Genomic DNA, 14439 nt, shown 5'->3' with positions numbered 1-14439 from the left:
AGTGACATGCCCAAAGCGGTCGTTCATTTGCGTGCTCAATATCAACGCAAGCGGCTTGGTCTAATTTTTGGATCAGGCGCGAGCAAAGAATTGGGCTTCCCCGACTGGGATCAGCTAGTTGCGCGGATAGCTGAAGACGGTAACGTCCAAGGCCAAAAGATTCTTGAAAAATTTCAACCTCAAGGTGAAGCAGGTTCATCCAAGCAAGTGAGATCCTTAGCATCAATCACGCAGATGCTATTTAGTCACTATCGCGACGGTTGCGCTAGGAAGGAGGGCCTGAGCGGATCTCTTACCTTCTTGAAAGAACAGCGCATACGAAGTGACTGGCTCAAGATAATTCATAGCTGCTTGTACAGAGATATATCGGGCGAGAATCGAGAAGAGCTAATCAATGGGCACGTTTATCTAAAGGCATTTCTCGAAATTATTAAGACGTCGCCGCTAACGGTTAACTACAATTTTGACGATACACTTGAAAAGATGCTGTTGAACGCTCGTGACCATAAAGAGGCGGTATCAACTCGTGGATATGAGGTGACAGACAAACCTAACGCGCAATTCCAAAAGGATTTCGGCGTTATCTATCATCCAAACGGTTATCTGCCATCGGCATTCGACGATGGCACCAGTGTCGAGGTGGTGTTTTCAGACGACGCGTTTCAAGATCGTCTGATTAGTGCTGCTACTGGAAAGTACGTTCACCTGTCTAATCATCTGCTTCGAAATACTTGCCTTTTGATTGGTCTGTCCTTGGATGATTCGACTCTCCAAAGTCTCCTTCGACAGAATGCAGTGACGAATCCGGGGAATGTGCACTACATCGTCCAATTTCTGCCCGAGGGTGATCGCCCCGATGACCAGACTTTGGAAGCTGTATTCGAATCGAATTTTTCTTCTTACAATCTTTACACGTTGTTCCTCGATAGTGCTGGTATCAAAGCGCTAGCCGAGTTGGTGTCCATGCCAACTCAGCCATTCGATATGAAATTTCCAGGTGCTAGTCGGAAATTCGTCTACTACGTCGTAGGTTGCATGGGTGCGGGAAAAAGCACTGCGGCGAGTAATTTCCGTAGTTTGATTACGTATGATGAGTGGTTCGACGAACGGAAGGCTGAACTCGCCGTTCCAGAAGACAGTCTCCCGCCATCAGAAATCGCTGATGTAAATCGGTGGGTTGCAGAGCAGTTCAGAAAGAAGAACTACGCACTTAACATGGCGCATGAAGGTATTCATTTGGTTGATCGATGCCCGCTGGATCCCCTGGCGTTTGGTTCGCCAGAAGAGAGACCTACGAAGGCAAAGTCGTTAATTGAGAAAATCACGGATTCGGGAGAACGCCGGATCGAGCGAGGTCACATCATATTTCTCGATGGCGACTTGGCCGAGTTGCGACTGCGGAACAGCCTCAAGCATCGTTATTGGCCCGATGACGAGTTAGAAAGACATCTTTCGGCGCTTCAGGACGTCTACAAAGACGTCTCGACTTCATTGATATGCACGCGCGGTCGTACCATCAGCGATGTGACGAGAGAGATTGCAAAGACCATATTTCTCGAACGATACAATGGCACTGATGTCCAAGAAGCTCTTGCCAAAGTATCGGCTGGCCAGTCATGACCATTCCGCGACCCCAAATCTATCTGGCCGCTCCATTGTTTAATGATCGTGAGCGGCAATTCAATATTCAACTTGCGCATACGTTAGAGGAACACGCTTGTGTCTTTCTCCCTCAACGGAACGGAGCTTTGTTAAGTGAGCTTGTCGCGTTGGGCGTGCCGGGACCTGCCGCTGAAAGAAGGGTTTTTGATCAAGATGTAGCAGCCATGTCCGCTGCGGACTTTCTGGTTGCCGTTCTTGACGGAGGACACATAGATGAAGGGGTCGCGTTTGAGATCGGCTTCATGTGTGCCCTTGGGAGGGTATGTATTGGTCTTCAGACTGATATCCGACGGGCACTGCCAACGGGGAACAATCCGATGATTTCTCAAGGACTTAATGAAGTCTGTAGGAGCGTAGGAGAGTTGATAGGTCGCGTGGAAAGTCATGTTCGTGCTGGTGCGCTTGTGCACAGGCGTCAAAATGGCCGGAGGCACGCCTGACCTCATGCGCATCGTCTAACAGTGCTCGTCTCTATATTATATTTGAGAATGTGCTGACTGGGTCAAAGGTTAAGCCGAAAGACCAGTAGCGCCCTTTCGCCGTCAGCACCTCTGGCGCCCACCGGAGCTTGACAGCACATTATCGCCCGCGATCAGCGTGTGCTGTCTGACCTGAGCCCCAAATTTGATCCAGCCGAGAGTAGAATCCGTTCGCCATTTGGGCCTACCTGGCCCGCATCCATTCCTGACGCAGCGCGTCGTCGGTGACGTATTCCTCGCGGTGGGATCCGTCGGTCGCCCGCAGGACCCACACCGGCTCGCCGCCTGCCTCGTTGCGGCGGCCCACGACCTCATAAACCGCGCGCAAGGCATCGATACGCTTGATGTATCGAGAGCCCGTCATCGCGATGTCCTCCTTGCGGCCGGCCGCCCTCACACCACCGCGTCGCCGGCGATCTGCGTGCGCTGCAGGCGGCGGTGGAACGGGCCGGCATCGTGCACGGCGAGGTGCTTGGTGCAGCGGTTGTCCCAGAAGGCGATCGAGCCCGCCTGCCAGCGGAAGCGGCAGGTGAACTCCGGCCGGTGGCCGTGTTCCATCAGGAACTCGAGCAACGGCGCGCTCTCGCGTTCGGTCATGCCGTCGAAGCGCATCGAGTAGGAGCGGTTGACGAACAGGCACTTGCGGCCGGTCTCGGGATGGGTGCGCACCACCGGATGCACGCTCTCGGTCGCCTGCCAGTTCGAATCCTCGCGGATCTTGCTGGAGCGCCGCGCATTGAGCTTGTTGTGCGGGCCCGCCACCTTGATGTCACTGTGCACGGCTTTGAGGCCGGACAGCATCGCCTTCATGCCGTCCGACAGGGTCTCCCAGGCGAGGTACTGGTTGGCGAACAGCGTGTCGCCGCCGTAAGGCGGCACCTCCAGGGCATAGAGGATGGCGCCCATCGGCGGCTCGGCCATCATCGTGGTGTCGCTGTGCCAGTCCTCGCCGATGATGCGCTCGTCGCCGGGCTGGCGCACCACGCGCACGATCTCGGGGTCGGCCTGGCCGAGGTCGAAGTTGGGATGGACGAAGAGCCGGCCGAAGCGGCGCGAGAATTCCTTGTGGCTGCGGTCGTCGAGCTTCTGGTCGCGGAAGAAGATGACCAGGTGTTCGAGCAGCGCGCGGCGGATCTCGGCGATCGTGGCGTCGTCGAGGCCCGCTTCGATATCGACGCCGCCGATCTCGGCCCCGAGCGCGCCGGCAATCGGCGAAACGGTGATGCGTTGGTAGGCTGTCATGGCGGGAAGAGTAGGACCAAGTCGGGGCCCCGTCCAAGGGGGCCTTCGGGGTCGACTTTGTCCTGGAGTCTTTCCGACTGAAGTAGAATCAATCTCCTCCCCATTCAGATGGGGAGGTGCCCCGTAGGGGCGGAGGGGTCATGACCCCATCGCCCTCGTAAGACGAGGGCACTTCCCCTGCGCGGAGTCCGCGCAGGGGAAGAGAAAGATCGCGACCCTGATGGTTCAAGCCACGCCGGAAAGGCCCTAGTTCAGCCCGTAGACGGCGAACTGCTGGTCGATCTCGGGATTGATCGTCCGTGCGGCGGCCTGGTCGCCTTCGCCGCCCCTGATGTCGCCGCTCCTGATCCGGGCCAGGCCGCGGCCGAACAGGGCCGTCGCGCGATTGGGGTCCTTCTCGAGGGCGGCGTTGTACTCGTTCAGCGCCAGCGCCGGATCGCCCAGCTTCAGGTAGATGAAGCCGCGCGTGTCGCGAACGTCGAGGTTGAGCGGCATGAGCCGGAGCGCCACGTCGCAATCGGCGAGCGCCCGCAGGAGATCCTGGCCGACGATGGCGCGCGTGAGGCAGCGGTTGTTGTAGGCGAGGCCGAAGTTCTCATCGAGATCGATGCCCGAGGTGTAGTCGGTGATCGCCTTCTGGTACTCCGCCTTGGCGAAACGGGCATAGCCGCGGTTGAAGAAGACGTTGGGGTTCCGATTGTCGACGGCGATCGCCGCATCGAGGTCCTGGATCGCGAGGTCGAGCTTGCCGTCGAGCGAATGGATCGCCGCGCGGCTCGTGAGCGCATCGACATTGCGCGGGCCGCGCTGCACGGCCGCGTCGTAGTCGCTGAGGGCGGCCGCCGTCTCGTTGCGCCGGGAGTGGATCAGGCCGCGGTAGAAATAGGCCTGCGAGCTGCTGGGCGCGAGCGCGATGGCGCGATCGAGGTCGACCAGGCCGCGCCCGGTCTCGCCCAGTTCGCCGAAGGCCGCGCCGCGGCGGATCAGGGCCAGTACATTGTCCGGCTCGAGCACGAGGACCTTGTCCAGGTCCTCGATGGCCCGCTCGTAGGTGCGCTTGCGGCTCGCCAGCAGGATGCCGCGTCCCAGGAAGGCCAGGGTCGACCTGGGGTCGAGGCGGATGGCTTCGCTGTAGAGCTCCAGCGCCTTGTCGGTATTGCCGAGCGCATCCTCCGCCACGGCGCGCCGGAACAGGTTGAGCGCGTCGGGGTTCCTCGAATCGAACATGCTGTCGTAGCGCCTCAGCGCGTCGCTGTAGTCGTCACCCCCCAGCTGCTTGTCGCCCAGCGCCATGCGCGCGCTGCCGCGGATCAGGCGCGCCAGCGCCAGTTCGTCGGGCGTGAGTTCGCGGCTCTGGATCGCCCTGGAACAATCGGCATTGCGCTGCTCGGCATCGTCCAGCGTGGGGAAGCTGCCCCGCACGCATTTGTCGTAGAGGGTTCTGGTCGACGGCGCGCGTGTTGCCGCTGCCGGCGCGGAAACGGGCATTGGAGAAGCCGCGGGAGCGGGGACGGCAACGATGTCAGGGGCGGCGTGCCGCTGCGCATACTTGTAGTAGGCGTAGCCGTAAAACGCCGCCGCCGCGCAGACGACGACTCCTGCTCCCATCAGAATCCTGCCGAAACGCATGACATTTTCCCCAACCCCGGCCGCATCATAGCGTGCCGGCCCGGGGGCCACGATGCCCCCGCCTGGATCCGTGCCTGGGCCCGTGTCAGGGGCCCGTGTCAGGGGCCCGTGTCAGGCCGCCAGCACTTCCGGCAGGATCGGCGCCGCGGCGTCGTGGCGTGTGCCGGCGCGGAGGCAGAACAGCGGCGTCAGCATGCGGTCGGCGATCACTTCCGTGCCCTCGTTGTCGCCCAGCCTGAAGCGGCCGCGGTCGTCGGCCAGCACCGAGACATCGGCGATGGCGCCCGGCCTCAAGGTGCCGATCTCGTCCGCGAGGCCGAGCATGGCGGCGGCATTCGTTGTCACCATGGGCACGATCTGCGGCAGCGTGAGGCCGAGCGTCAAAAGCTCGGTCATGGCGTAGCAGAGGCTGAAGCGGGCGGCGCCGGCGAAGGGATGCGCCTCCTCGTCGTCGGGATGTCTGGCGGGCGTGCCGGGTGGTGGCGTCATGCGCGTGTTGTAGCCGTGCATGTCGGCGCCCAGCGTGTCGGGCAGCACGCCGGCATCGAGCGCGAGGCGGGCCATGCGGAAGGAGAAGTGGCTGCCGTGGCCGACGTCGACTTTCAGGCCGCGCTCGAGCGCCCGCTGCACGACGGGATGGAGCTTGCCGTGCCTGTCGACGAAGCCGCCGGGATGGCGGGTGAAGGGATGGGCCAAAATATCACCGGGCCGCATCAACTCGACGACGGCAGGCAGGATTTCGTCGGGGTCGACGCCGTTGCTGCCATCCGGCAGAGCCCACATCTGGCCGAAGTGCATATAGACAGGGAGATCGGCCTCGCGGCCGATTTCGGCCGCCTTGCGCAGGACCTCGTAGCCCCAGCGCGTGACGCCGCCGACCTCGGCATGGACTTTTATGCCGCGAATCAGATCGCGGTTGGCGAGCGCGGTCTTCACGGTGGCGGCGACGTCAACGCCTTCGGGGCCGTAGAGGCTCGGGTAGAAATGGCCTTCGAGGCCGCCCACGACATAGGCCGAGAGGAAGGACAGCACGCGGCTCCTGGCCGGCTCGGCGATGAACTTGCGGAAACCGGGGAAGGTCATGCACGAGGCGCCGCCCTGGTCGACGAGGGTGGTGACGCCGCTTTCCACGCCCACCATGTCGGCCGGCAGGCCGAAGCGGCCGGAGACGTAGGTGTAGATGTGGGCGTGGGTGTCGATCATGCCCGGCAGGACGATCCGGCCGCGCACGTCGATGGTCTCGCGCGCCATGCCGGGGAGATCGGTCTGCATCGCCGCGATGCGGCCATCCGTGATCGCGACATCGGCGATGCCGTCGAGACCGGTGGCCGGGTCGATGACGTGTCCACCGCGCAGGATCAGGTCGTAGGGGGCGAGGGTCATCGCACTATCTCCTTTGGGGCCCATGACCCCCTCCGGCCTTCGGCCACCTCCCCCGAGACGGGGGAGGAGTCCGTTTTTCTTCTCCTCCCTCGCGAAGCGGGGGAGGTGGCCGAAGGCCGGAGGGGGTCAGAGAAGACAGCTAGGTCGCAAGCGTCGTGCCAATGGCCCACCACGTCAGCGGCAGATGAAGGCCTTGAAGGTGATGATGTCGCACGGCGAGCCGGTGCGCTCGCAATAGGCGACGAACTCCTCGGGCGTGACCGCGACCATCTGGATGGTGTGCCGCCGGGCCCGCCACTCGGCCATGCGGGCCGCTTCCTTCAGGTGCCAGTCGGCATAGGAGGAGGCAGGGTAGTGCTTCACGAGTTTCTGCAGCTTCTCGTGATCGGTGGCGCTCACCTTGGCGAAGTGCTGGACGGCCATGCCAGTGTATCCTCTTTGCTGGTGCCGCTTTTACCCGCCCCCGGAGGCTTTCCGCAATGCGCCGCTTTCGCGTCCTGAGCCTTGCCCTGCTGCTGGCCGCCTGGGCGGTCGAAGCACGCGCCGAGACGGTGGCCGGCATCGAGGCGGCCTGGCGCGGCTGGATGACCAAGTCCGGGCGCTCGACCGGCGGCCTCGCGGTGATGCATGGCGGCCGCCTCGCCCACCAGGCCGTGATGGGCCGCGAGGCGCCCGGCGCATCGGTGCCGCTTGCCAGCCTCTCCAAGGCGGTGACCGGCGTCTGCGTCGCGGGCCTGGTCGACCGCGGCCGGCTCTCGTTCGACACGCCGCTGTCGCGGGCGCTCCCCCGCACCTTCGCGCGGCTGGGCGCGCCGGCCGATCCCCGCCTGCAGGGCGTCACGATCGGCCAGCTGCTGGTCCATCGCGCCGGCTTCGACCGCTCCGATGGCGGCGATCCGGTGACCGGTCGCCTGGCCACCTACCTGCGGACCGCCACCGCGACCCGGCCCTCGATCGACGAGCAGATGAAATGGGTGCTGCGCCGCCGCCTGCCGCTGGCCCCCGGTGAACGCTTTGCCTACACCAACGCCACCTACCTGATGCTGGGCGCCGTGGTCGAGGAGGCGAGCGGACAGGACTACGAAAGCTATTGCCGCAACACCATGCTGGCGCCGCTCGGCGTCCGCGGCGCGGCACTCGACCCGGCGTGGCGCATCCTCGCGAGCTACGGCGGCTGGCGCATGCCGCTCGCCGACTACGGCCGCTTCTACCAGGCCTTCGCCGCGAACAGTCCCGCGATTGGCCCGGCGGCGCGGCGCTGGATGATGTCACCGGAAGGCAAGCAGATCGGCGGCGGCGCCCACTACGGCCTCGGCACGATGGTGCGGCCGACGCCGGGCGGCGGCAACTTCTGGCACTGGGGAAGCTGGACCTTCACGCTGGACAACGCCTTCGACGGGCATCTCAACATCTCCTACGCCACCTTCGCGGTGCGGTTGAGCGCCCTCGACGTCAACATGGTGGTCTACATGACGCCGTCGCGCGGCGACGCCGATGCCACGCGCAACGAACTCGACCGCGCGCTGGGCGAGGCCGCCCGCGCGGTCAAGCGCTGGCCGTAGGGCGTCCGCTCAGCGCTTGCAGTCGACGAGGACGGAGAAGGCGCGCGCCTTGTCGCCGATGTCGGCGACGCTGAGGTCGCGGCCGCCGCCCGCGGATTCGGCCGGGACGCCCGCGGCGGCGAGGAAGGTCCGGGCGACATCGGCCTTGAGCGCGAAGTTGACGTTCTGCGGCACGTCGCGGCCGCGCAGGCCGAGGGACGACGTGGCGATGCCGACGACGCTGCCGGCGGTGTCGAGCACGGGGCCGCCGCTGTTGCCGCCCTGGATCGGCGCGGAAACCTGCAGATAGCGCGAGTCGTCGCGAAAGCCGGACAGGGCGCTGATGCTGCCGTTGGTCACCACGCCACTGGAGGAGAGTGTCCCGGTCATCGGATAGCCGTAGACGACCACGGCCTCGCCGGGGCGCACCGGCCGGCCAGTGCGGAAGGCCGCGACCGCGGGCGAGGGGGTTGCGATGAGGACGGCGAGATCGTTCGAGGCGTCCGACTTCACGACGCTTGCCGGGACCGCGGCGCTGCCCTGGCGGGAAACCGTGATTTCCCGACACTTGTCGATGACATGGGCGTTGGTGAGCACATGGCCCTGGCGGCTGATGTAGAAGCCGGTCCCCGTGGCGACCCGCTTCGTCGCAGCGGGCGGCGCGGTGCCTGGTGCCGCCGCTTGTCCTGCTCCCTGTCCTGCCCCCTGTCCTGCGCCTTGTCCCGCTCCGGGCGCCGTGCCGGCGATCGTCGTGGCGCCGAAGCCGAGGTAACGCGCGCTCTGCTGGCGATCCATGCCGTAGGTGAAGGTCACTGGACTGCCGGTGCCGGAGGTTCCCACGCCGTAGCCGCTGACCGGCGTCAGGCCGGTGAAGCGGATGAGGGCGCGCTGGCCGTCGTCGCAGCCGATGATGCCGCGACCCTCGAGAACGCCGGGGTAGTAGGCGAAGTCGCCGGTGCAGCGGTTGCCGCTGGTGTTCCTGACTTCGATCTTGCCGGTGCGATCGGCGTAGCCGGTTGCCGTGCCGGTGTAGAGATCGTCCTCGTCGCCGACGATGCCATAGGCCGGCGCGGTGGCCGAACAGCCGGCCAGCGCCAGCGCGGCCAGGAGAAGCAGAAGAAGTCGGGGCATCGTCGTCTCTCGGATGATGGGAGAATTATACAACCCAACTTTCAGGCAGCCAGCAACTCCAGATTGCAATCCGTGCGGCGTGCCGCGCCGGGACCAGCCTGCGGTCCGACGCCGCGCGACCAGGGCCGCCTCGATGGCCTGCCGGCACTGGTTGGCGGAACGCAATCCCTCTAGATTGCGCGGCAAGAAGATGGATCAGGGAGGATCTGGTGAGAGAGTTGAAGCGTCGTGGCGTCATTGTGGGCGCGGCCGGTGCCGTACTGGCGCCAGCAGTCGTTCGCGCCCAGGAGTTTCCCACCAAGCCGGTCCGGGTCGTGGTGCCCTATCCGGCGGGCGGCGGCACCGACCTGGTGGCGCGGCTGATCGTGCCGCGGCTGGCCGATCGCTGGAAGCAGACCGTCGTCATCGACAACAAGGGCGGCGCCAGCGGTATCCTGGGCAGCGAGATCGTCGCCAAGTCGGCGCCCGATGGCTACACGCTCCTGATCATGACCAGCGCCCACACCATCAATCCCTTCACCACCAAGACGCTGCCCTACGACACCGAGCGCGACTTCACGCCGATCACGCCGCTGGTGGCCGGCGTCATCGCCCTGGTGGGCTCGCCCAAGGCAGGCTTCGACACGGCCGAGAAGTTCATGACGGCGGCGCGCGCGGCGCCGGGCAAGTACACCTTCGGCAGCACCGAGAACACGACGCGCATGGTGGGCGAGCTGTTCCGCCTCAAGAGCGGGCTCAAGATCGAGAACGTGGCCTACAAGGGCGCGGCGCCGATGATGCAGGAGCTGGCCGGCGGCCATATCCCGGTCGGCTTCACCAGCCCGCTGACCGTGATGTCGCACCACCGCGCCGGCACCTTGCGCATGCTGGCGGTGAGCAGCGGCAAGCGGCTGGCGGTGCTGCCGGAAATCCCGACCATGGCCGAGATCGGCGCTCCCGGCGTCGACCAGTCGGCCTGGTTCTCGCTGTTCGGTCCGGGCGGCATGCCGCCGGCGCTGGCGCAGCGCCTGCGCGACGATGTGGTCGCCGTGCTCGCCGAGCCGGAGGTCCGGGCCAAGATCGCCGATCTCGCCAGCGAGCCGGGCGGCGAGGCGCCGGCCGTCTTCGCCGAACGCGTCAAGACGGAGCTCGCAACCTGGCGCGCGATCGCCAAGGAAGCGGGCATCCAGCCGGAATAACCGGCGCAAGGCTCAGCCCACGATCGTCTTCTCCTCGACGACGTAGCTCCGGATGCGGCCGATGAAGATCGCGCCGTCGGCGTGCAGCGCCTGCATCTCGGGCGTGCGCGCCGCGGCTTCCAGCGCGGCGCGATCGTCGAACCACAGTTCGGCCACGCCGTCGATCTCGACGTCGATCGCAGGAATGTCGGCGCGGGTGCGTTCATCCCGGATGTGGTTCTGCACGTAGCGCCTGAGGCCGGGCACGGCATGGGCGAGCGGCGCATGGACCTCGACCCAGTGCTTCATGAATTGGTCGTGCGTCCAGCCGGGCTTGCGCGCGAGCAGTCCGATGGTCTTGATCATGGTGCATTCCTCCAGCCTTTGAGGCCTCCCGCAGATCGGTCTAGTATCGCTCATGATCCGCGCGCTCGCGATTGCATTGCTTGTGCTGTTTGCCGGCGGCGCCTCGGCGCAGTCCGTCAGCTTTCCCAGCGTCGCCGTCGGCAGCTCGGCCGCCGGCCCCGAGATCAAGGGCTGGATCTACAAGCCGGCCGGCCCGGGCCCGTTCCGGGCCATCGTCCTGGCGCACTCCTGCTCGGGCACGAGCCCGCATACCGACGTCTGGGGCAGGCTGCTGGTGAGCTGGGGTTACCTCGTGCTGGCGCCCGACTCGTTCGGCCCGCGCGGGACCAAGGCAGTGTGCACCACGCCCGGCGCGGTGACGCCCAACATGCGCATCGCCGACATCGCGGGCGCGCTCGACTATCTCGCCACCCGTCCCGACGTGATCAAGGGCAAGGTCGGCATCATCGGCCACAGCCACGGCGGCTCGACCACCATCCGCTCGTCGCAGAAGATCTTCGGTCTCGCCCAGCGCGGCCTGGCGGGCGGCGTCGCCTATTATCCCGGCTGCAATCCGGCGTTCGATACCGGCATCGACGTCCCGGTGCTGCTGCTGGCCGGCGACAAGGACGACTGGACGCCGGCCGACCGCTGCCGGCAGATGGTCGCGGGCCTTGCCAGGCCGGCGATGGTCGAGGCGGTCTATTATCCCAACGCCTATCACAGCTTCGACAACAAGGCGCCCGACCGCAGCGTGCCCGGCGCCGGCGGCAAGACGCACCGGCTGGTCTACGATTCCGTCGGCGCGCCCGACGCCGAGGCACGCACCAGGGCGTTCTTCGCCAAGATCCTGCAGTAGATCTCGCACGATCGTTCAAGACGGCGGTTGGCGGCGGGCGATAGCCTTCGCCCATGTTGCTGTCGCTGATCGTGGCGTGCCTCGTCGTCATGGGCAGCCCGGGCCCCTCGACGATCAGCGTGACGGCGGTCGGCGCGGCCTTCGGTTTGCGCCGCTCGCTCGGCTATCTGTCGGGGCTGATCGCCGGCACGGTCGCCGTCCTGCTCGCGGTGGCGACCGGCGTGGTCGCGCTTCTGCTCGCGGTGCCACGCCTCACGCCGGTGCTGCTGGCGGCGTCCGCCGCCTACATTCTTTATCTCGCCTACCGGATCGCCACCGCGTCGCCCCTGTCGAAGCCGGACGCAGCGGCGGCCGCACCCTCCTTCGCGGGCGGCGTGCTGCTGGCGATCGCCAATCCCAAGGCCTATGTCGCGATCGCCGCCGTCTTCGCCGGCTCGGCGCTCGAGCCCGCGCTGAAGACGGCGGTGCTGGCGGTCATGATCGTGCTCATCCATCTCGTGTGGCTGCTGGCCGGCGCGGCCTTCTCGCGGATCTTCCACGATCCGCTGTGGTCGCGGCGCGTCAACATCGCCTTCGCCGCGGCGCTGGTGGCGACGACGGCCTACGCGGTCTTGTGACCGTCACCGCCTGCTTCGGTCGTCTGTGGGCGCGCGGGACGGATCAGCGCGATCAGGCCCGCGAGGGCGGCTAGGATGCCCAGCATCAGAACGACGTCGCGGCTGGCCCCCACCAGCAGCGCCGGCGCGACATCCAGCGTGCTGCCCTCGATCCGGCCGAGGCCGAGCGCCAGCACCGTCGACCCCGCGGAGACGCCAGCGCTGATGCCGAGGAAACGCACCACGTTCAGCGCACTGCCCGCCTGGCCGGTCTTGTCGGCGGGCGCCGTCGCCATGATCGCGCTGCTGTTGGGCGAGATGAACAGGCCTTGCCCCGCGCCGAAGACGGCCAGCGCCAGCATGACCATGGGCATATTGCCGGGAGTGCCATCGAGAAAGACATAGAGGAGGGCGAGGCCGACGACGCAGATCAACATGCCGCAGAAGGTCGGTACCCGGGATCCCAGCCGATCGGAGAGCGCGCCGCCGATCGGTGCCACCAGTCCCAGCACCACCGGCAGGATCGACAGCCTGAGTCCCGCCGCCAGCTCCGAGTCGTGGTAGACGCGCACCAGAGCGAAGGGGATGACGAAGAACACCCCGAACAGGGCGGCGTAGGACAGGAAGTTCGACATGTTGCCGAGCAGGAACGCGGGCTTGCCCAGGAGATGCAGGTCGAGCAAAGGTGCTGCGGCGCGGCGCTCGGTACGGATGAACAGGACGAGAAGGACGATCGCCAGCAGCAGGCAGCCGAGCAGGGCAGGCGATGTCGGTCCCCAGGCGTGCAGCTGGTTCAGGACCGCCATGACCGCCGTCATGGCCGGCGCGATCAGGATCGCGCCCCGCCAGTCGAAGCCGCCCGTGTCCGGCGACAGGCTCGACCGTGGCAGGACGAGCCAACCCAGGACGGCCCCCGCAAGGCCGACCGGCACATTGATCCAGAAGGCCCATTGCCAGCCCAGCGTATCCAGGACCAGACCGCCGACCGCCGGTCCGGCGCCGAGGCCGACGGCCTGGGCCGCCGACAGCAGCCCGAGGGCGCGCCCGCGTTCCTCGGGGCCGACGGCCATGACGATGATGGCGATGCCGTTCGATGTCAGCAGCGCCGCGCCGGTCGCCTGGAGGATCCGGAACGCGATCAGCATCGGAAGGTCCGTGGCGAAGCCGCACAACGTCGAACCCGCGAGGAAGATCAGGAAGCCGCTGGTGTACATCAGCTTGCGGCCGATCAGGTCGGCCAGGCGACCGAAGATCGGCGCGAAGGCGGCGAGCGTCAGCAGGTAGGAGATGGCGACCCAGCTCACGGTGCTAAGACGTGCCGCGAACTCGCGCTCGAGTCTGGGCAGGAGCATCTGGGTCATGCTGGCGTCGAGCTGGCCCATGCAGGCGCCGATGCACACCGTTGCGACGACGAACCAGCGGTACGAAGCGAGGCGGGCGACGGCCTGCAGCGGCGGCGGCTCGCGCCCCTCGAGCACCGCCGCGCGAAGCGCCCCGATCGAGAGGGGACCCGGAGTGGCTTCAGTCATCAGGCACGGTATCGCGCGGCGGTGGTTTGACGCCAGCCGAATTCGCAGGCGATGCTCGGCCGGGCAAATGGGGATGATGAGGGACATGGCGCACGCGGCATCACTTGCGAACGTCCGGGCGCTCACTTTCGACGTCCAGGGCACCTGCGTCGATTTTTGCCGGCCGCTCCTGCGCATGGGCGAGGCCGTGAACCGGGCCAAGGGCCTGCAGATCGACTGGGGCGCGTTGTCCTCCGACTGGCGCGGGCTCTATCGCGCGGTGCTCGACCAGATCATCGCGGGCGAGCGGCCGTGGCTCCGGGTCGACCGCATCTACCGTGAAACCCTCGATACGTTGCTCGAGAAGCACGGTCTGTCCGCGGTGTTCACGGCTGCCGAGCGCGACGAGCTGAACCAGATCTGGAGCCGGCTCGATGCCTGGCCGGACAGCGTCGAAGGACTCGCACGGTTGCGTCGTCGTTTCGTCGTCTCGACGCTTTCCAATGCCGGCATGAGAGCCATGGTCGCGGTGGTCAAGCACGCGGGCCTGCCGTTCGACGCCGTGCTGACGGCGGAACTTGCGCGGAGCTACAAGCCCGCGCCTGCCGTCTATCAGCTCGCGGTCGACTATCTCGGCTACCGGCCCGACGAGATCATGATGGTGGCCTGCCACAAGTACGACCTGAAGGCGGCCCGCGCCTTCGGGATGCGCACGGCCTTCGTGGTCCGCCCGCTGGAATTCGGTCCGGGTGCCAAGCCCGACGTCGCGCCGGAACCCTGGTTCGATCTCTATGCGGACAGCTTCGTCGCGCTGGCGGACGCCCTGGGGGCCTAGGGCGCGTTCCGATTGGACGTCATCACCTTCATACACCTCTCCCCCTAGCGGGGGAGAGGAACATGAAAGCAC

At 65.9% G+C, this 14439-nt stretch carries 15 protein-coding genes; 7 read left to right on the top strand and 8 right to left on the bottom strand.

Translation table 11 applies throughout. The annotated features are described in order from the left end of the window. Nucleotides 1-1620: SIR2 family protein (locus tag EPO55_RS06410; protein ID WP_296335710.1), on the top strand; the 1620-nt coding region annotated here is incomplete at its 5' end. Next, the gene (locus EPO55_RS06405; protein WP_296335709.1) at nt 1617-2102 is read left to right on the top strand and encodes a nucleoside 2-deoxyribosyltransferase; all 486 of its coding nucleotides are present in this window, start codon (nt 1617-1619) and stop codon (nt 2100-2102) included. The genes EPO55_RS06410 and EPO55_RS06405, both read left to right, overlap by 4 nt. Nucleotides 2103-2325: 223 nt before the next feature. Here EPO55_RS06405 and EPO55_RS06400 read toward each other — a convergent pair whose 3' ends face one another. From EPO55_RS06400 to EPO55_RS06380, 5 genes are all read right to left on the bottom strand, one after another. Then, the gene (locus EPO55_RS06400) at nt 2326-2505 is read right to left on the bottom strand and encodes a hypothetical protein (protein WP_296335708.1); all 180 of its coding nucleotides are present in this window, start codon (nt 2503-2505) and stop codon (nt 2326-2328) included. Between the two features lie 29 nt (nt 2506-2534). After that, nucleotides 2535-3383, bottom strand: coding sequence for a TauD/TfdA family dioxygenase (locus EPO55_RS06395; protein WP_296335707.1), 849 nt, complete (start codon nt 3381-3383; stop codon nt 2535-2537). 246 nt (nt 3384-3629) lie between these two features. Continuing rightward, entirely contained in the window at nt 3630-5012 is a 1383-nt protein-coding gene (locus EPO55_RS06390; protein WP_296335706.1) for a tetratricopeptide repeat protein, read from the bottom strand. Between the two features lie 111 nt (nt 5013-5123). Continuing rightward, nucleotides 5124-6395 carry an amidohydrolase/deacetylase family metallohydrolase gene (locus tag EPO55_RS06385; protein WP_296335704.1) on the bottom strand — a complete coding sequence of 424 codons (1272 nt, stop codon included), beginning with the start codon at nt 6393-6395 and terminating at the stop codon, nt 5124-5126. A 174-nt stretch (nt 6396-6569) separates the two neighbouring features. Further along, nucleotides 6570-6818 carry a hypothetical protein gene (locus EPO55_RS06380; RefSeq protein ID WP_296335703.1) on the bottom strand — a complete coding sequence of 83 codons (249 nt, stop codon included), beginning with the start codon at nt 6816-6818 and terminating at the stop codon, nt 6570-6572. Nucleotides 6819-6874: 56 nt separating this feature from the next. Between EPO55_RS06380 and EPO55_RS06375 the strand changes: the two genes are divergently transcribed. Next, on the top strand, nt 6875-7957 hold the full coding sequence (locus tag EPO55_RS06375) for a serine hydrolase domain-containing protein (protein ID WP_296335701.1): 1083 nt from the start codon (nt 6875-6877) through the stop codon (nt 7955-7957). Nucleotides 7958-7966: 9 nt separating this feature from the next. On the opposite strand, the gene EPO55_RS06370 is transcribed toward EPO55_RS06375, so the two are convergent. Continuing rightward, the gene (locus tag EPO55_RS06370; RefSeq protein WP_296335700.1) at nt 7967-9067 is read right to left on the bottom strand and encodes a serine protease; all 1101 of its coding nucleotides are present in this window, start codon (nt 9065-9067) and stop codon (nt 7967-7969) included. Nucleotides 9068-9276: 209 nt separating this feature from the next. Between EPO55_RS06370 and EPO55_RS06365 the strand changes: the two genes are divergently transcribed. Beyond that, nucleotides 9277-10245, top strand: a complete 969-nt coding sequence (locus tag EPO55_RS06365) for a tripartite tricarboxylate transporter substrate binding protein (RefSeq protein ID WP_296335698.1) — start codon at nt 9277-9279, stop codon at nt 10243-10245. Between the two features lie 12 nt (nt 10246-10257). Here the strand turns inward: EPO55_RS06365 and EPO55_RS06360 are convergent, their stop codons facing one another. Further along, nucleotides 10258-10590, bottom strand: a complete 333-nt coding sequence (locus EPO55_RS06360; RefSeq protein WP_296335697.1) for an EthD domain-containing protein — start codon at nt 10588-10590, stop codon at nt 10258-10260. Between the two features lie 52 nt (nt 10591-10642). On the opposite strand from EPO55_RS06360, the gene EPO55_RS06355 reads away from it, so the two are divergent. Continuing rightward, entirely contained in the window at nt 10643-11428 is a 786-nt protein-coding gene (locus tag EPO55_RS06355) for a dienelactone hydrolase family protein (protein WP_296335696.1), read from the top strand. A 53-nt stretch (nt 11429-11481) separates the two neighbouring features. Further along, on the top strand, nt 11482-12045 hold the full coding sequence (locus tag EPO55_RS06350; RefSeq protein WP_296335695.1) for a LysE family transporter: 564 nt from the start codon (nt 11482-11484) through the stop codon (nt 12043-12045). On the opposite strand, the gene EPO55_RS06345 is transcribed toward EPO55_RS06350, so the two are convergent. Further along, nucleotides 12030-13553, bottom strand: coding sequence for an MFS transporter (locus EPO55_RS06345; RefSeq protein WP_296335694.1), 1524 nt, complete (start codon nt 13551-13553; stop codon nt 12030-12032). The genes EPO55_RS06350 and EPO55_RS06345 overlap by 16 nt on opposite strands. 85 nt (nt 13554-13638) lie before the next feature. On the opposite strand from EPO55_RS06345, the gene EPO55_RS06340 reads away from it, so the two are divergent. After that, nucleotides 13639-14367 carry a haloacid dehalogenase type II gene (locus EPO55_RS06340; RefSeq protein WP_296335693.1) on the top strand — a complete coding sequence of 243 codons (729 nt, stop codon included), beginning with the start codon at nt 13639-13641 and terminating at the stop codon, nt 14365-14367. The last annotated feature ends 72 nt before the right edge of the window (nt 14368-14439 follow it).

It is taken from the genome of Reyranella sp. (assembly GCF_004296935.1).
Classification (GTDB): Bacteria; Pseudomonadota; Alphaproteobacteria; order Reyranellales; family Reyranellaceae; genus Reyranella.
The sequence above is the reverse complement of the archived record's forward strand: the minus strand, read 5'-3'. Positions and strand labels throughout refer to the sequence as shown.